General features: G+C 31.2%; 11 protein-coding genes. 7 read left to right on the top strand and 4 right to left on the bottom strand.

All coding sequences use genetic code 11. The features are described from left to right. Positions 1–54 precede the first annotated feature (54 nt). Positions 55–2,487: a GumC family protein gene (locus D3P13_RS12690; RefSeq protein ID WP_117882992.1), complete on the bottom strand. Its 2,433-nt coding sequence runs from the start codon at positions 2,485–2,487 to the stop codon at positions 55–57. 7 nt (positions 2,488–2,494) lie between these two features. Beyond that, on the bottom strand, positions 2,495–3,292 hold the full coding sequence (locus D3P13_RS12685; RefSeq protein ID WP_117882990.1) for a polysaccharide biosynthesis/export family protein: 798 nt from the start codon (positions 3,290–3,292) through the stop codon (positions 2,495–2,497). Between the two features lie 425 nt (positions 3,293–3,717). Here D3P13_RS12685 and nagB point away from each other — a divergent pair, with 425 nt between their 5' ends. Further along, positions 3,718–5,646: a glucosamine-6-phosphate deaminase gene (gene nagB / locus D3P13_RS12680; protein ID WP_394336464.1), complete on the top strand. Its 1,929-nt coding sequence runs from the start codon at positions 3,718–3,720 to the stop codon at positions 5,644–5,646. On the opposite strand, the gene D3P13_RS12675 is transcribed toward nagB, so the two are convergent. Together D3P13_RS12675 and D3P13_RS12670 are read right to left on the bottom strand one after the other, a co-directional pair. After that, complete coding sequence (locus D3P13_RS12675; protein WP_117882986.1) at positions 5,647–6,348, bottom strand: LytR/AlgR family response regulator transcription factor; 702 nt, start codon at positions 6,346–6,348, stop codon at positions 5,647–5,649. Next, positions 6,348–7,214: a sensor histidine kinase gene (locus tag D3P13_RS12670; RefSeq protein WP_232829184.1), complete on the bottom strand. Its 867-nt coding sequence runs from the start codon at positions 7,212–7,214 to the stop codon at positions 6,348–6,350. The genes D3P13_RS12675 and D3P13_RS12670 overlap by 1 nt, the downstream gene beginning before the upstream one ends. Before the next feature lie 348 nt (positions 7,215–7,562). Here D3P13_RS12670 and D3P13_RS12665 point away from each other — a divergent pair, with 348 nt between their 5' ends. The 6 genes from D3P13_RS12665 (at position 7,563) to D3P13_RS12640 (ending at position 19,287) form a co-directional block, all read left to right on the top strand. Further along, a complete protein-coding gene (locus D3P13_RS12665) occupies positions 7,563–9,827 on the top strand; it encodes a GH92 family glycosyl hydrolase (RefSeq protein WP_117882982.1) in 2,265 nt (754 codons plus the stop codon). After that, complete coding sequence (locus D3P13_RS12660; RefSeq protein ID WP_117882980.1) at positions 9,827–11,704, top strand: sodium:solute symporter family protein; 1,878 nt, start codon at positions 9,827–9,829, stop codon at positions 11,702–11,704. Before D3P13_RS12665 ends, D3P13_RS12660 begins: the two co-directional genes overlap by 1 nt. A gap of 75 nt (positions 11,705–11,779) precedes the next feature. Further along, positions 11,780–12,769 carry a glycoside hydrolase family 130 protein gene (locus D3P13_RS12655; RefSeq protein ID WP_198680027.1) on the top strand — a complete coding sequence of 330 codons (990 nt, stop codon included), beginning with the start codon at positions 11,780–11,782 and terminating at the stop codon, positions 12,767–12,769. 86 nt (positions 12,770–12,855) lie between these two features. Continuing rightward, positions 12,856–13,926 carry a carbohydrate-binding family 9-like protein gene (locus tag D3P13_RS12650; protein ID WP_117882978.1) on the top strand — a complete coding sequence of 357 codons (1,071 nt, stop codon included), beginning with the start codon at positions 12,856–12,858 and terminating at the stop codon, positions 13,924–13,926. Between the two features lie 3 nt (positions 13,927–13,929). Next, positions 13,930–16,140: a GH92 family glycosyl hydrolase gene (locus D3P13_RS12645; protein WP_117882976.1), complete on the top strand. Its 2,211-nt coding sequence runs from the start codon at positions 13,930–13,932 to the stop codon at positions 16,138–16,140. Further along, complete coding sequence (locus tag D3P13_RS12640; protein ID WP_117882974.1) at positions 16,141–19,287, top strand: glycoside hydrolase family 2 TIM barrel-domain containing protein; 3,147 nt, start codon at positions 16,141–16,143, stop codon at positions 19,285–19,287. It begins immediately after the preceding gene. Positions 19,288–19,294 lie beyond the last annotated feature (7 nt).

The raw sequence follows: 19,294 nt of genomic DNA, 5'->3' as shown, positions 1-19,294 counted from the left end.
TACTTTCAAAACAAAAAAAAAGGCTAGAAATAATTTTCTAGCCTTTTTTTTGTTTTATGATTTTCCAAATTGCCACCACTTCTTTTGAGAATTTTCAAAAGCCGTTCCGTAACCGTAACCGTAACCATAGCCATAAGTTTTCTTTTGGTCAACTCCATTGAGTAATAGAGCCATATTAGGTAATCTTTGTTCTTTATATAAAAAGTTAACATACTTCAACATTCTCTTATCAACAAAGTTTGCCCTAATTACATAAATAAAGGCATCAGCAAATTTGGATAATAATAGGGTGTCTGTTACCATGCTAAATGCGGCAGTATCAACAATAACATATTCATAATTTTCCTTAGCAAAATCGAATAATTCTTTTATTCTAGCATTCATTAATAATTCTGCAGGGTTCGGGGCTAAATCTCCTGATGTGATAATATCAAGGTAGTCATTTTCAGGAGCAGAGACAACAAGATCCGCAGGTTTAATATCTGAATTAATAATATAATTTGTAACTCCCTGTTTACTTCTTACGCCTAAATAAGGTTCAATTTTAGGAGCTCGAATGTCTAAGCCCAATATTACTGTTTTCTTATTCGCATGGGAAAGAGCTGTTGCCAAGTTTGTTGCCACTAAAGATTTACCTTCATGAGCAATAGAAGATGTTACGAAAATAACTTTTCCGTCGTTACTCTCTGCCGTTTTTGGAAGTATAAAACTGATATTAGTTCGCAAAATCCTAAAAGCTTCGGCAACACCGGAATGATCTTCTTTTTTTATTAAATATCTTGATTTTTTACCTTCCAACTTAGGAATGTCAGCGATAATAGGTATACCAAGAACTTTTTCAATATCCTCTCTAGTATGTATTTTGGAATCAAGAATATCTCTTAAATATAGAATTGAAAATGGAATTAATAAACCAACTATTAGAGCAAATAAATAGGCTGTTTTCTTTTTCGGAGCAACTCGATTTGGATTGCTCTCTGCTTTATCAATTATTTTTGCATTAGGGTCTGCAACGCCTAAAGTTATAGCCGTTTCCTCTCTTTTCTGCAATAAATATAAATATAATGCTTCTTTTGTTTGCTGCTTGCGAGTAACATCTCTTATTTGAGTTTCCTGTTGCGGTGCTCCATAAATTCTACCTTGTGCAATATTATACTCCTGACTGTACGCATCAAATGCAATTTTAGTTGATGCTTCTGCATTTTGCAAACCTTTGTTAATAGAACTTTCTAAAGATTTAAGTTGATCATCTAGTGCAACCACAATCGGATTTTTTTCTGTCGAACCACCCTTGAGTCTAGTTTGTTTGGCTGTTAAAAGTTCATTGTACTTTACCACACTATTTGCTACATTCGGGTCTGTTAAGCCAACACTTGGTATCATTTCATTTTTACCTTTCGTAGCAACAATTTCTTTTACTTGTTTTATTTGACTTAATTGCGTTGCCGTTTGGTTTTTTTGTTGCTCTATCTGTTTGGCCATTTGCATATTCAAGCCTGCACTAGAAGCGGCAGAAGATGCCCCATATTTAGACTTAACATCTTCAACATTTTCATCAACATCTGCCAATTCTTGAGCTATTAAATTTAATCTTTCACTGACAAATTCAGATGTATTTTGCGATAATTCTTCTTTTAACCTAATAGCTCTTAAATTATATCTTTGTACTAGTTCATCTAAAAAATTTTCTGCCTTCTTTTTATGACTATCTATTACCGTCAAACTTAATACATTTGAGAATTCTGATTTAGGTTCTATTGCTAGTCCATAAAGATAAGCATTAGCCATGTCAGCAACAGGTGTTATACTAACTAATATGTTTTTACCAATAAGATTCGCTTCTTTAAAATCAACATTGGGAAGTACAATTAAATCTCCAAAATTTGTCGTAATTTTTTCACCAAAGGATTGTGTTTTTACTATTGATTTATCGGTGGTGCTAAACGTATATTGATTGTCCGAGTTAACTTTAATTAAAAATTCTGCACCTATTTGATATAAAGCAGAATCACTAATAAAAAAATTCAGATTTAAAGGGGGGGTGTCGTAATTTTCAGTTTCAAAAAATTCGGTATTAAAGCCTAAATTGTCATCTAAAAATTTACTTAAACTATTTTTGTTTGTAAAAAACTGAACATTTAGTTTAAGCGAGGTAATTACTTCGGCTACTAAGGTTTTAGACTTCAATACTTCTATTTCATCATCAATATTGTCATTTGAGGGACTCATAATACCCATGTCCTGAAAAGCGGATAAGGCATTTTTATCACCATTCTTTTCATCTTTAATCTTTATGGTGGATACCGCTTCGTAACTCGATCTCTTAAAGTTCAAATTATAAAAAGTATAAATAAATGAAAGTAAAATGGCTAATACAAACCATTTCCAATGTCTTAAGTATTTCTCAATTTGCTCTCTAAGATCAAGGCTGTTTTCTTCTCCACTATCGTCATTAATGGCGGCATCTCTTATTTTTTCAAATTCCATGAATAAATTATTTGGTTATACTAACAACTATTGCTGCAGCTGTTAATAAAATAGAAATTGCACTTAAAACAGTTCCTGTACTCGGACCTATCGTTGAACCTCTTACCATGGAATTATTAGGCGTGACATAAATTACATCATTTTGGGTAAGATAGTACATAGGTGAATTGAATATTTCTTCTGAAGTCAAGTTAACGCGATTATACGTTTTTTTATTCCCTTCTTCTCTGACTACCAAAACATTGTGTCTTTCGGCTTGAATTGTTAAATCACCTGCCATAGCCAAGGCTTCTAAAATAGTAATTCTATCATTTTGAATTGTATAAACACCTGGATTTCTTACTTCTCCTAATATAGAAACTTTAAAATTTACATTTCTAATTATTACTATGGCATCTGTTAAATATTCTTTTAACATATCTTTTATCATAGCCGTAGCTTGAATTCTATTTAAACCAGCTAATTTTAGTGTCCCTAACACCGGAAAATCAATATTTCCATTAGAATCTACCAAATAACTTTGTAAAGTCGATCTGCCGATTTCACCATCATTACCTGCATATGAGACAGGGGTTAAATTAAATGGCCTTACCCCTTGTACGTCAAGTGATGAAACTGATATTGTTAAGGCATCATCAGGTTTTATGATAGGACTGTAATTTTCAATAGGCTTACTAATTGCGGCTAAATCTACATCTTGAAAGTAAACAACGTCTTGTCTGCTACCACAAGAAAATGTTAATATTGCTAAACTAACGACTAAAACACTTTTTTTTAGAAATGGTAATTTTATCTTTTTCTTCATTATTGAGAATTTTTGCAAAAGTAAGAGTTATTTTTATTTTTTTTTACAATTTATTAATGTTATTTATTAACATATTATTATGTGTTAAATATATTAATAATGAGCACCTTAAATGACTAAATAAATATTAATTATAGTTTTTATGCATTCTAGTTCATGTTATTTTAAGTTAGAACCACTTAGCAAACATAAGCCTTTTTTAAATAAGTTTTAGCAAATCTCGTTTCCATATTTAGGAGACTGAGAAAAATAGGCTGCAGTTTTAAAGGTTTTCTAATTCTTTCAAAGTCTTTATAATAATTGTATTCATCTTAATAGTTATTAATTTGAACTCATTGTATTATTAGATATTTTAATCTACTTTTAGATGTAGTTGGTCGAATTTTAAAAGTTTATTAAAATTATATTTATAAATTTATCGATTAATTATAATAAATATCCAAATGTCTAAACAATCAATCCTTCACCAAGCAGCGGGTAAATTTGAAGAAACTAGATTTGAAAAAATTCATAATGTAATTTTCGAAAGTTCTAATAATGCATCAATTCTAGTGGCAAATGAAATAGCCGACTTAATAAAAAGTAAACAGTCTCAAAATGAGAAATGTATCTTAGGTTTAGCAACAGGTTCTTCTCCTATTAAGGTTTATGATGAACTAGTTAGAATGCATAATGAAGAGGGGTTAAGTTTTAAAAATGTTGTTACTTTTAACTTGGATGAGTATTATCCAATGGAAAAAGAAAATATACAAAGCTATTATTACTTTATGCATGATCATCTCTTTGATCATATAGATATTCTTCCAGAAAATATAAATATACCCGATGGAACTATAGAAAAAGATGTTTATAAATACTGTATGTCTTATGATAAAAATATTGATGAGGCGGGTGGTTTAGATTTTCAATTATTAGGTATAGGTAGAACGGGACATGTCGGTTTTAATGAACCGGGGTCGCATTATAATTCAGGGACACGAACAATTACGTTAGATTATGTGACGAGAGCCGATGCTGCACCATCATTTTTAGGTATTGATAAAGTGCCTAGAAAAGCAATTACGATGGGGATAGCAACAATTAGAAAAGCAAAAAGGATAGTTTTGCTGGCTTGGGGTATAAACAAGGCTGGTGTTATTAAAAAAGCAATTGAGGGAGAAGTTTCTTCTCAAATTCCTGCAACATATTTGCAAACACATAGTAATACCACCTTTGTGTTGGATATTGATGCTTCTTCTGAATTAACAAGAGTTAAAACGCCATGGTTGGTAACAGCATTAACATGGAATGAACATCTTAAAAGGAAAGCTGTTGTTTGGCTTAGTGAATTATTAGGGAAATCAATTTTAAAGCTTACAGATAAAGATTATAATGATAACGGTATGTCAAACTTGCTAGTAGATGAAGGTACTGCTTATGATCTTAATATAAAGATGTTTAATGTGTTACAACATGGAATTACTGGTTGGCCGGGGGGGAAACCGAATGCAGATGATACAAATAGACCTGAAAGAGCAAATCCACCTAAAAAAAGGGTTATTATTTTTAGTCCTCATCCTGATGATGATGTTATTTCAATGGGAGGTACTTTTGATAGATTAGTTGAGCAAGGTCATGAGGTGCATGTTGCTTATCAAACTTCAGGAAATTTTGCTGTCGCGGATACTGAAGCTTTAAAATTTGCGGAGGTTTGTAAATTTATGTCTAAATCAAGTAAAGATGTTGAAGCTGTTATAAATAATATAAATAATAAGGAAAAAAATAGTATTGATACGTTAGATGTTAGAAAGCTGAAAGGAATGATACGAAGAGGTGAATCTATAGCTGCTACAAGGTATCTAAAAGTGCCAGACGAAAATGTTCACTTTTTAGATTTGCCTTTTTATGAAACGGGTACAGTTAAAAAAGGTAAGCTTACCGATGCTGATATTAATATCATTAGTAAGTTAATAGTAGATGTAAAGCCACATCAAATATATGCGGCAGGAGATTTAGCCGACCCTCATGGAACACACAAAGTCTGTTTAGATGCCCTTTTTATGTCAATAGACGAACTGAAATCTCAGGAATTTATGGATGATTGTTGGGTGTGGTTATATAGAGGTGCATGGCATGAATGGGAAACTCATGAAATTGAAATGGCAGTGCCTATGAGTCCTGATCAGGTATTGAAAAAAAGGACTGCAATATTTTATCATCAATCTCAAAAAGATGGTGCTATGTTTCAAGGAGATGATTCAAGAGAGTTTTGGGTAAGAGTAGAAGATAGAAACAAATTGACGGCTCAGAAATATAATAATCTTGGATTAGCAGATTATGCGGCTATTGAAGCTTTTAAACGTTATATATTTTAATTATATATTTAAAATTTTATTTTTTACATCGTCAATATAAGTACGACCAATTGTGTACCTTATACCAGCAATTTCAATGCTGTTACCTTCAACGGTATCAACTTTGTCAATTGCTATTGTATAAGATCTATGTATTCTAATAAAATTGTCTGATGGTAATTGATCTGTAAAACTGCTTAAAGTCTGATGTATAATATATCTATTTGTTTCTGTAGTAATTTTTAAATAATCTTTAAGACTTTCAATTATTAAAAGTTCATCTAAATATATTTTTTTTAATTTCTTTTTGTCTATTTTAATAAAAATATAAGGTCTTTCTTGAATTAAATTATTTGAATTTTTGTCGCTAAAAATCTTAAAAACCTTATTCATAGCCTTTAAAAATCTTGGAAAAGAGATGGGTTTAACTAAGTAGTCTAAAACTTCTAACTCGAACGACTCAACGGCATACTCTTCATAAGCACTAGTTATTATTATTTCAGGTTTCGTTTCTAAGCTTTTTATGAAGCTTAATCCATCTAATAAGGGCATATTAATATCTAAAAAAATAAGATCAACCTTATTGTTTTTTAAAAAGTTTAATGCATCAACGGCATTATTAAAAGTATTAACTAATGTTACATCATTAACTTGTAATAAATAATTCTTTATAACATTTACAGCTAAGGGTTCATCGTCAATAATTAAACATTTAACATTCATTATACTTTGATTTTTAATTTAACTTTGAATAAATTTTGATCATTTTCAATTTTTAAATCATATTGATCTTTTTTATAACCTAAAGCCAATCTTTTTTTAACATTTTTTAATCCTATGCCTCCTGTTGTATTCAGGCGTTGTTCGTATTCAGAATCCGCTGGAGTTGGATTTGTAATGGTAAAGTAAAGGAAATCTTCCTTAATATTAAAATCAATATCAATATTAACTTTACCAATGTTTTTGTTGGCTCCATGTTTAAAGGCATTTTCGACAAATGAAAGTAATAAGATGGGGGCAATTTTTTTACCTGAAATATCTCCACTAATATCCATATTTACTTCTAAATCTTCCCCATGTCTTATTTTTTCTAATTCTAAATAGTTTTGGAGACAAATTATTTCTTTAGATAAGCTCTGTCTTTTACGCTTTGTTTCATATAGCAAATAACGCATTAATTCAGATAGCTTTAAGATGATTTTTGGAGTTTTATCTGATTTTTCTATAGATAAAGAATAGATATTATTTAAGGTATTAAAAAAGAAATGAGGAGACACTTGAGTTTTTAAAAACAATAATTCTGTTTCCATTTGTAACTTTTCTAAATCAGTAAGTCTTTTGTGTTCCTTTAACCAATCTGCAGTGATTTTAATAGCGGTAATAAATGTAATGACATACAATTCGCCAATCATCATATCTACAACATAATCAACCGTTAAAGTGCTTGTTACTTCAGGCCCTTCTGGCCAAACATTTGTGTTTAGTAAGTAATAAGTAAGGTTAAATTTAATAGTAACCATTATAAATAAGGCAGACAATAGGACAATTATATAAATCAAATATTTTTTTTGAAATACTAAAAATGGCATTAAAACATAAACGTTTAAATAACATAAAGTTATATGAATTGGAAAGCCTAATAAATTTGAACGCAAAGAATAATTATAGTCACCATAATAACTACCCCAGCGTAATGTGTTTATTGTAAAATATATTAGCCAAAAAATGAGGTGATATTTCCAAGTAATTTTTGTGTAGTAGTATAATTTTGAATTGTTGTTTATGTTGAACAAATGTATTATTTTAGTGATTTTTGATGTTTATCCTATTAACTATGTTATCCGTCTAATATTATTTTTGATACCGATAGATTTCTACATATTTATGGTTTAAATTAAAACTATCTTTTTAAAAAGATAAATATAGTTAAAATACCTATGAAACATTTTAAAATAATATTATTATTCCTAATGGCTTTTGCCTTTTTTTCATGCAAAAATGAAAAAGATATAAAAATAACAAAATCAGAACTACTGACGTCTTATGTAGATCCATTTATAGGTACTGGAGGTCATGGTCATACATACCCCGGAGCTACGGCTCCTTTTGGAATGGTACAACCAAGTCCAGATAATGGTACTCTTGGCTGGGATTGGTGTTCTGGCTATCATATTACAGATACTATTATTTCGGGGTTTAGCCAGTTGCATTTAAGTGGAACGGGTATAGGAGATTTAGTAGATGTTTTATTAATGCCTACAAATAAAGAAGTTGATCTTAGTATGTTCGGTAAGAAAAAGGATAGTTTACCTTATAAAAGTAGTTTTTCACATGATAATGAAATGGCATCGCCAGGTTATTATAGTGTAAGGTTAAATGATCCGAAAATTAAAGTAGAATTAACGGCCAATGACTATGTTGCATTTCATAAATATACCTTTGAAAATAAAAAAACACCATCATTTATAATTGATTTGGGGTTTGCTATTAATTGGGATAAAGCAACATCCAGTAGTGTTTCTTTAGTCGACAAAAATAGAATTACAGGAACACGATTCAGTACGGGTTGGGCAAAGAACCAAAAAGTATTTTTTGTTATAGAAACTTCAGAGCCCATTAAAGCTTCAAGATTTGTTAAAGATGGCGTCATTTTATCAGATGTGAATTCTTCTCAAGGGATTAAAGCAGGTGGTCAATTCTATTTCGATAAATCTATAAATGAAGTTGAAATAAAAATAGCCTTGTCATCGGTAAGTTTAACTAATGCAATAGAAAATCTTGAGAAAAAAGGTAGTGATATTGATTTTGATAAAGCAAAAGTGCAAATTGAAGAAAAATGGAATAAAGCCCTTTCAAAAATTGAAGTAAAAACGGAAAGAGATAGTTTAAAAACTATTTTTTATACTGCTTTATATCACACACAGGTTGCACCTGTATTATATAGTGATATTAATGGAGATTTTAGATTGCAAAATGACAGTATTGCCAATGCTTCGAATTACAAGGCATATTCAACATTGTCTTTATGGGATGTGTTTAGGGCAGAAACACCTTTGTTATCTATTATTGATTCACAGACATTAAATGATATGATTCAATCTATGTTAGCCTATTATGATGTTAATGGAGCATTACCAGTTTGGGTATTATCTGGTAATGAAACAGGTACTATGCCAGGTTATCATTCCATTTCAGTAATTTCAGATGCCTATTTAAAGGGTATAAGAAATTATGATGTAGAAAAGGCTTATGAAGCGATGAAGAAAACGATGATGAGTGATGCCAATGGGTTAGATTATTACAAAAAGTATGGATACATACCATTTGATAAATTAGATCAATCGGTTTCAATTTCCTTGAATTATGCATATAATGATTACTGTGTTGCACAAATGGCAAATGATTTAGGTAAAGAAGATGATTATAATTATTTTCTAAATCGCTCAAAAGCTTATACCAATTTTTATGATAGTAAATCTGGTTTTTTAAGAGGAAAGTCTTCTAATAAAGTTGATTTTCATGAACCTTTTGACCCTAAAATGTCTAACCACATAAAAGATACAGATTATACAGAAGGTAATGCTTGGCAACATAGTTGGAATGTAATGCATGATGCGGAAGGTCTAATTGAATTACATGGTGGTAATGAAGCTTTTGCTAAGATGACAGACCAGTTATTTGTTGAAAGTTCTGAATTAGTTGGTCATAATGTTTCAGCAGATATTACAGGTTTAATAGGACAGTATGCTCATGGTAATGAACCGAGTCATCATATTGCTTATATGTTTAATAAAGCAAAACAGCCATGGCGTACACAGTATTGGGTTCGTAAAATTTTAGACACGCAATATAGCACATTGCCTAATGGGTTAAGTGGAAACGAAGATGCTGGACAAATGTCTGCTTGGTATGTAATGAGTTCCTTAGGAATTTATCCTATGAATCCGGCGTCTGGGCAATATGAAATAGGTAGTCCTGTTTTTGATGAAGCTATTATAAAAACTTCAAATGATACTGAATTCAAAATTGTGGCAGTAAATAATTCAGAGAAAAATTTTTATATAAAGTCTGCCAAATTAAATGATAAGGAATTGAACAGAACCTACATAACGCACAAAGAATTGGTGGCTGGTGGAATATTGGAATTGGAAATGAGTGCTGAACCTAATAAAAACTGGCCAAAAAACTGGCCAAAAAACTAATGGATATAATTGATATAAGTATTATAATTGCCTATGTCTTACTAACATTATTTGTTGGTATTTGGGTTTCTAAAAAGGCCTCAAAAGGACTAGAATCTTATTTTTTAGGAGGAAACAATATTAAATGGTATTTTCTTGGTTTAAGTAATGGTTCAGGAATGTTTGATGTTTCTGGTACAGCATGGATGGTGGGTATTTTATTTCTTTATGGAGTAAAAAGTTTTATGTTTATGTGGCTTTGGCCCATATGGAATCAAATTTTTGTAATGATGTTTCTTGCTGTTTGGATTAGACGGTCTAATATTATGACTGGTTCTGAATGGATATTAACTAGGTTTGGAGATGATAAGCCTGGTAGAGCTTCTCATCTAATTGTTGCCATCTTTGCCGTTGTTGCTGCCGTAGGTTTTATAGCCTATTTCTTTGAAGGTGTTGGTAAATTTATGACAGTTATTTTACCTTGGGATATGTCCTTGCAAATTGGAGATACTGTCTTATTTAATTCTGAGCAATCCTATGCTTTAATGATAATTATTCTAACGACAATTTACACAATAAAGGGAGGTATGTTTTCTGTTGTAGCGACCGAAGTGTTACAGTATGGAATTATGGTAATTGCTGGAATATTAGTAGCAGGATATGCCTTTTTTGCTTTTAGTGATGTTGAAATTTCTAATGTGATTACTGATGAATGGAGAAATGTGTTTTTTAATTGGGAACTAGATACCCAATGGGGTGAACAATTTCAAAAATTTAATGATTTAATTGATACTGAAGGTTATAAAATGTTTGGTGCTTTAATAGGAATGAGTCTTTTTAAAGGTTTTTTTGCGAGTATAGCCGGGCCTGTTCCTAGTTTTGATATGCAACGAATACTTTCTACCAAATCAGTTAAAGAAGCTGCTTATATGAGCGGTTTTACAAATTTAATTCTATTTATACCCAGATATTTGTTAATTGCAGGAATTGTTGTTATAGCCTTAGTTGTGTTAGCCCCAGAGATGGCTGCCAATCCAAACCTTACTGGTGTAGATTTAGAGGTAATACTTCCTAAAGTTATCAATTTCCATGTACCAGTTGGTATAAAGGGATTATTATTGGCAGGATTATTAGCGGCATTTATGTCTACCTTTTCAGCATTTGTTAATGCAGGTCCAGCCTATATTGTGAATGATATTTATAAAAAATATTTTAGACCCGAAGCAACGCCTAAACATTATATAAAGGCTAGTCATATAGCCTCATTCGCAGTAGTTGGTTTAGGAGTTTTTATGGGCTTTTTTGCTGACTCTATCAATTCCTTAACCTTGTGGATTACAAGTGCTTTGTTTGGAGGTTATGTAGCGGCTAATTTTTTAAAATGGATTTGGTGGCGATTTAATGGATGGGGGTATTTTTGGGGAATGTTATCTGGTTTAATCGTGGCGAGTTTTCAGTTTTTTATGGATCAAAACAAGGATAATTTTTCAGAAGGTTCAATTTTATATGAATTATCGCATATTCATGCTATTTATTTATTTCCAATAATATTTGGTGTTTCTTTGATGGGGTCATTTTTAGGTACGTTTTTAAGTAAACCAACAGATATGAAAGTGTTGAAAGCATTTTATAAAAATGTTAGACCTTGGGGATGGTGGAAACCAGTACTAACTGAATTGAAAAAGGATGATGAAACTATAGAAAAGAATAATCATTTTAGCTTAGATATGCTTAATGTTCTAATTGGTATTATCTGGCAATCGAGTATGATTGTTTTACCAATTTATTTTATGATAAGAGATTATCAAAATACCTTAATAGCTTTAGTGATCTTTGTGATTACTTCTATAATATTAAAATATACTTGGTTAGATAAAGTTAGAAAAATAAAGGATTAAATTGAAGTGAAGTCAATATGCCAATGTTCTCTTTTACAGGATTGCAATTAATAAATAAAATATAATAAAACAACATTGAAAACAAAAACACAACATAAAAATCAGGCCATTCCATGGCAAGATCAGCCAGAGGGAAACAATGATATCATTTGGAGATATACAGAAAATCCAATTATTAATAGATATGACATTCCAAGTTCAAACAGTATTTTTAACAGTGCTGTAGTCCCTTTTGAAGGTGGTTATGCAGGTGTTTTTAGATGTGATAACAAGGCCGTTCAAATGAATATTTTTGCAGGGTTCAGTAAAGATGGAATTCATTGGGATATCAATCATGAACCTATAGTTATGCAGGCTGGAAATACTCAGATGATTGAATCTGCCTATAAATATGATCCTAGGGTTGTTTTTATAGAAGATAGGTACTGGATTACTTGGTGTAATGGCTATCATGGACCAACCATTGGTATTGGTTATACATTTGATTTTAAAGAATTTTTTCAATCTGAAAATGCATTTTTACCTTTCAATAGAAATGGTGTTTTATTTCCGGAAAAAATAAATGGTAAGTATGCTATGTTAAGTCGCCCAAGTGACAATGGACATACACCTTTTGGTGATATATATATAAGCTATAGCCCAGATATGAAATATTGGGGAGAACATAGAGTAGTAATGAAAGCTACGCCTTTTGAAGAAAGTGCTTGGCAATGTACTAAAATTGGAGCTGGACCAATACCTATTTTAACAGATGATGGTTGGTTAATGATTTACCATGGAGTTATCAATACCTGTAATGGTTTTAGGTACGCTATGGGTACTGCTATTTTAGATAAGGACAATCCTGATAAGGTAAAATATAGAACTAGAGATTATTTATTAGGCCCTGCTGTTGATTATGAAATGGTAGGTGATGTACCAAATGTTGTTTTTCCTTGTGCGGCATTACATGATTTTGAACAAGATAAATTAGCAATTTATTATGGTGCTGCAGATACAGCAGTTGCATTGGCCTTTGGAAAATTAAGTAATGTTTTAGAGTTTACTAAACAGAATAGTTTATAGTTAAAGATTTGATTACGTGTTCTTAAATTAATCAACTTTTTTTATGGTACATTTTATTGCCAATTAAAAATAATAATAACTCATACATGAAATATATCGTAAAATTAACATTTGTATTGTGTGTTTTCACTTCATTAATTGCTTGTGCTCAATTAAAAGTTGAGGTGCCTCGTACTCATATTGCTTATCAGGTGAAAGAAGAAATTTCAATTGATGGTTTAGCAAATGAAGACGCTTGGCAAAATGTACCTTGGTCAGAGAATTTTATTGATATTGAAGGTGTTAAAAATCCATTATATAAGACAAATGTTAAAATGTTATGGGATGAACATTACTATTACATTTTAGCAAAAATAGAGGAGCCACATGTATGGGCAAATCTTAAACAGCGAGATACTATTATTTTTTATAACAATGATTTTGAGGTTTTTATAGATCCAGATGGAGATTCACATAATTATTTTGAAATAGAAGTTAATGCTTTAAATACCGTTTGGGAATTATTTGTGGCCAAACCTTATAGAGAATCAGGGGAACAAATACTTAATGATTGGAATATTACGGGGTTAAAAACAGCAGTTCATGTTGATGGAACTTTAAATAACCCCAATGATACAGACAATGGATGGACTGTTGAAATCGCTATTCCATGGAAAACATTTAGAAAGACTTATTTTGAAAATAATGTTCCACGAGATAAGTTTTGGAGAGTGAATTTTTCTCGTGTCAACTGGGATTATGATTTGGTGAATGGTAAATATGACAGAAAAAAAGGAGTAAACGAAAAGTATTTACCTGAATATAATTGGGTGTGGTCTTCTATGGGGGTTATCAATATGCATGAACCTGAAAAATGGGGTTATGTTTATTTCTCAACGAAAAAAGTAGGTGAAAAAGATAAATTTAGTATTCCAGATGACGAAAAAATTAAATGGAAACTCTTTGAATTGTATCGAAATCAAAAAGCGTATTATCATAATAATAAGAAGTTTTCAACATCATTAGATGAAGTAGGTTTTTCAAATATTACAATTAAGAATTCGAATATTAAATTGATTATGGATAATCATTCAACGGGCTTCAATATAAGTGCAAAAAGCCCTTTTACTGGAAAGATGATTGTTATAAAAGAAGATGGTAAACTTTTAGTAAAGTAAAATATGTCAAATAAATTTTTTATAATAAGTTGTGTTTTTGCCTTTATTGGGATATCCTGTTCTAACAAAACAGAACCTTCAGAAAATAAATTAACATCTTATGTAAACACCTTTATTGGCACAGATGGTCCTGGTAATACATATCCTGGAGCAACAGTACCTTATGGAATGGTACAATTAAGTCCCGATATTGGTATCCCTGGTTGGGATCGGATTTCAGGCTATTTTTATCAAGACTCCATCATTACTGGATTTTCTCACACCCATTTAACGGGAACAGGAGCTGGAGATTTGTATGATATTTTGGTTATGCCTACCAATAGCCGATTTAAAGAAAAAATTAAAGAAAATAACTTTAAACCTTTTTCTAAGTTCTCTCATGATAAAGAATCTGCATCACCAGGATATTATTCGGTTGATTTATTAGATTATGGAATAAAAGCAGAACTAACAACGACTTTAAGAACAGGAATTCATAGATATACTTTTCCAAAAGATAGTTTATCTCAAATACATATTGATTTAGGATATGCCTTAAATTGGGATAGACCAACAGATACCTATATAAAGGTTGTTAATAAACACACTATTGAAGGTTATCGTAAATCTTCGGGATGGGCAAAAGACCAACGTCTTTATTTTACTATCCAGTTTTCTAAAGATTTTGATTCTTATGATTTATTTAACAATGATACTTTAGTAGAAGTGTCCACTAAAGGGGTAAATACGAAGATTGTTTTAAATTATACGACTAAAAAAGAGGAACAGATTGTATTGAAAACGGGACTTTCAACTGCAAATATTGAAGGTTCTAGAAAGTCTTTAGACGTTGAAGCTCCAGATTTCAACTTTGATAATTATCGAGAGCAAGCAGATAAAATTTGGGAAGAACAACTTCAAAAAATAAAGGTGACTATGCTCACTGATGAGCAAACACGTATTTTTTACACAATGCTCTACCAATCAATGTTGGCACCAACTTTATTAAGTGACCTCGATGGAAATTATAAAGGAGCAAATGATTCTATAATGAAAGCTTCCGGGTTTGATCGATATGATACGTTTTCATTATGGGATACCTATAGAGCAGCTCACCCTTTATTTACTATTTTACATCCTGACAAGGTAACTGACTTTGTAAAATCAATGTTAGCACATTATAAGGAAACAGGTTTATTGCCCGTCTGGTCTATGCAAGGAAATGAAACTAATATGATGATAGGTTACCATGCAGTACCTGTAATTGTGGATGCTTATTTTAAAGGAATAAATGATTTTGATGTTGACCTGGCCTATGAAGCGTGTAAAGTTAGTGCAATGGATAATGCTAGAAAGATTGATTTATATAAAGATTTTGGTTATATCCCTGTTGATGAAGAAAATGAGAATTGGTCGGTTTCAAAGACCTTAGAATATGCTTATGATGATTGGTGTATTGCACAATTTGCAAAAGATCTAGGTAAAATTGAGGATTATAATTATTTTTTAAAGCGTTCAGAATATTGGAGAAATGTTTATGATGCTGAAAGTTCATTTATGAGGCCTAAGTTGGCTAATGGTGAATTTATAAAAGATTTTGTGCCGAAAGAATATTCGAAATATTTTTGCGAGAGTAATGCATGGCAGTATTTCTGGTCCGTTCCGCAAAATATTGAAGGTTTAATTGAAGTTACTGGGGGTAAAGATCGCTTTGAAGAGAAATTAGATTCAATGTTCTCGTTAAACCCATTACCAACCGATGAATTACCCATTTTCAGTACTGGAATGATTGGTCAATACGCTCATGGAAATGAACCGAGTCATCATATAGGGTATCTGTATAATTACATTGATAAACCATATAAAACACAGAAAATTATCAGACAAATTTTAGAATCGCAATATAAAAACACTCCTGATGGGCATTGTGGAAATGAAGATTGTGGGCAAATGTCTTCTTGGTATATTTTTAGTGCATTGGGCTTTTATCCAGTTAACCCTGCAGAAGGTGTTTATAGTTTTGGATCACCAATTATTAAAGATGCTAAATTGAGTTTAAAGGATGGTAAAACATTTGAAATAAAAGTAAAAAATAATTCAAAAGAGAATATTTATATACAATCAATCCAATTAAACGGAGAGGAGTTACATGGAAATAAAATCTTACACTCAGAAATTATGAATGGGGGTACATTGATTTTTACTATGGGTAAAAAACCAGCAAAAATAAATTAAATGAACATTAAGAAAATCATATTGAGTATCGGGTTGGTAACTTTTGGTTTTGCTACTAGTACTTCGCAAAATGAAAAGCCTTATTGGCTGAACGAGAAAATAAACGAAGAAAATAGAGAGCCGATGCATGCGTCTTATTTTGTTTATGAAAATGAACAATTGGCCAACCAAAATGACTGGAGAGCATCTACTAATTATGTTGATATAAATGGAGTATGGAAATTTCAGTTTAAAGAAAATCCCGCTGATATTTCTGAAAACTTTTTCGCTACAGACCTTAATGATACGGATTGGGATAATTTTACAATTCCTGCCAATTGGGAAATGAAAGGATATAGCTATCCAATTTATACAAATACAGGCTACGAGTTTGGTAATTTAATTAAAATAGATCCTCCTATGGTACCTGAAACACAAAACCCTACGGGTGTGTTTAGAAAATGGGTGAATTTATCAGATAGTTGGACAGATAAAGATATTTTTTTGCACGTCGGTGCTGCCAAATCTAATTTAGAAGTTTGGATAAATGGCAAATATGTTGGTTATGGTGAAGATGGAAAATTAGCACAGGAATTCAAATTAAATACCGCTATAAAACCTGGCAAGAATTTAATCGTTTTAAAAGTAATGCGATGGAGTGATGGAGCTTACTTAGAATGTCAAGATTTTTGGAGAATGAGTGGTATTACTCGAGATTCATTCTTGTATTCACGCAGCAAAGTGCACTTGAAAGATGTTGAAATTATTCCTGACTTAGATAATAATTATGTTAATGGTACTTTAAAAATTACACCAACATTTTCTTATATTCCTAAAAAAGATAAACATACGCTCGAAATTCAATTGATGGATGACGCAGAAACTGTAGCTCAAGCAACAATTAGTTCGTTAGCTCTTAATGGAGACAAAGTCATAAACTTGAAGGTGACTAATCCTAAAAAATGGTCTGCAGAAATTCCAAATTTATACACACTTCGTTTAAAATTAAAAGATAAAAAAGGAACAGTTATCGAAGTTGTAGATCAAAATATAGGCTTCCGTAAAATTGAAATAAAAAGTGGTCAATTGTTAGCTAATGGTAAGCCCATTTATTTAAAAGGTGTTAATCGACATGAAATTGACCCTATCGATGGACAAACAGTTTCGCGTGAACGAATGGAAGAGGATGTTAAATTATTAAAAGAATTTAATTTTAATGCGGTAAGAACTTCTCATTATCCTAACGACCCTTATTTCTATGAATTATGTGATACTTATGGAATTTATGTGGTAGATGAAGCCAATATAGAATCGCATGGAATGGGATACGATCCGACAAGAACATTAGGTAATAATCCCGATTGGGAAATTGCTCATTTACAACGGTTGGAAAGAATGGTTGAACGAGATAAAAATCATCCTTCTATAATTATTTGGAGTATGGGTAACGAAGCAGGTAATGGATATAATTTTTATCGTGGTTTTTTATGGATGAAAAATAGAGATACGTCAAGACCAACGCAATATGAAAGGGCTAATTTAGGTTGGGATGCTAATGTAAGATTTGACTGGGATTCTGATATTATTAATCCTATGTATTCCTCACCTGGAGGTATGGGTAAGTACATTAATAAGGAGCATGATTCCACACGACCATACATCATGTGTGAGTATGCACATGCTATGGGAAATTCTTTAGGGAATTATAAAGACTATTGGGATGTTTTTAGAGAACATGAAAACTTTCAAGGTGGTTTTATTTGGGATATGATAGACCAATCCATTTATAAGGAAAAAGAAGATGGTACTACTATTTTTGCCTATGGTGGTGATTTTGGACCAAAAGACGTACCAAGCGACAATAATTTTTTGAATAATGGTGTGTTTTCTCCAGATAGAAAACCAAATCCGCATGCCTTCGAAGCTAAATTTGTACATCAAGATATATTAACTTCTTGGACAGATGAAACTAAAAGTGAAATTTCTATTTTTAATGAATTCTTTTTTAAAGATTTAAAAAATGTTGAATTATATTGGAAATTAGTTGTTGATGGTAAAGTTACAAAAGAAGGTGTTGTTACCAACTTAGAAGTGCTTCCTCAAGAGACAAAAAACATTAAACTTCCTTTACAAATACCACAAACAAAATATAAAGAGGCTTTTGTAAATATTTCTTATCGTTTAAAGAATGCAGAACCTTTTCTTCCAAAAGGACACATTATCGCGAAAGAGCAATTGGCTTTAAATAAAAGTAATATGGAGCCATTAGAAATTGTAGGAAGCGATAAATTTAAAGTTCTGAAAACAAATGAATACATTACTTTTAGTAGTGGCGATGTGGTATTTACTTTTGATAAATCATCTGGTTTATTAAGCAACTATCAATATAAAAATAATAACATTTTATTAGATGGAGCATTACTTAAACCAAACTTTTGGAGAGCACCCATTGACAACGATTATGGTGCAGGTTTACAAAACAAATTGAAAGTTTGGAAAGAGCCTTTAGTGGATTTAGAACCTAAAGTTTTTAAAGTTGAAAATAAAAAAGACAATACGATTTCAGTACAAGTTATGTATAGATTAGATAAGGCATTTTCAAATTTAGAAATTAATTATTCGTTGAATAGTTTAGGTGAGCTTATGGTTCAACAGAACTTGAGTATTGATGAAAAGGGAGAAACTCCTATGATTTTCCGTTATGGTTTAATAATGCAATTACCTAAAAATTTTGAAAATATCACGTATTATGGTAGAGGACCGATAGAAAATTATAGTGATAGAAACTATAGCACTGATGTTGGAATATATGATCAAACGGTAACCGATCAATATTATCCGTATATAAGACCACAAGAAACTGGAAATAAAACAGATGTACGATGGTATAAACTATCTGATAATAAAATTAATTTAACCATTACATCTGATAATTTATTTAACGCAACAGCATTGCATTATACGCAGCAACAGTTGGATGATGGTGATAAAAAGGATCAGCGACATGCCTCTGAAATTTTTGAAAGTACTGTAACCGAGTTAAAAGTTGATCTTAAACAAATGGGGTTAGGTAGCATAGACAGCTGGGGAAGTCTACCTTTAGAAAAATACAGATTGACAAATAAAAACTATTCATTTCAATTTAAAATAACACCTTCATTAAAATAATTTAAAA

The sequence above is a fragment of the Aureibaculum luteum genome (assembly GCF_003449015.1).
GTDB lineage: Bacteria > Bacteroidota > Bacteroidia > Flavobacteriales > Flavobacteriaceae > Aureibaculum > Aureibaculum luteum.
Note: the sequence above shows the minus strand (reverse complement) of the source record. Positions and strands in the feature narration are given on the sequence as shown.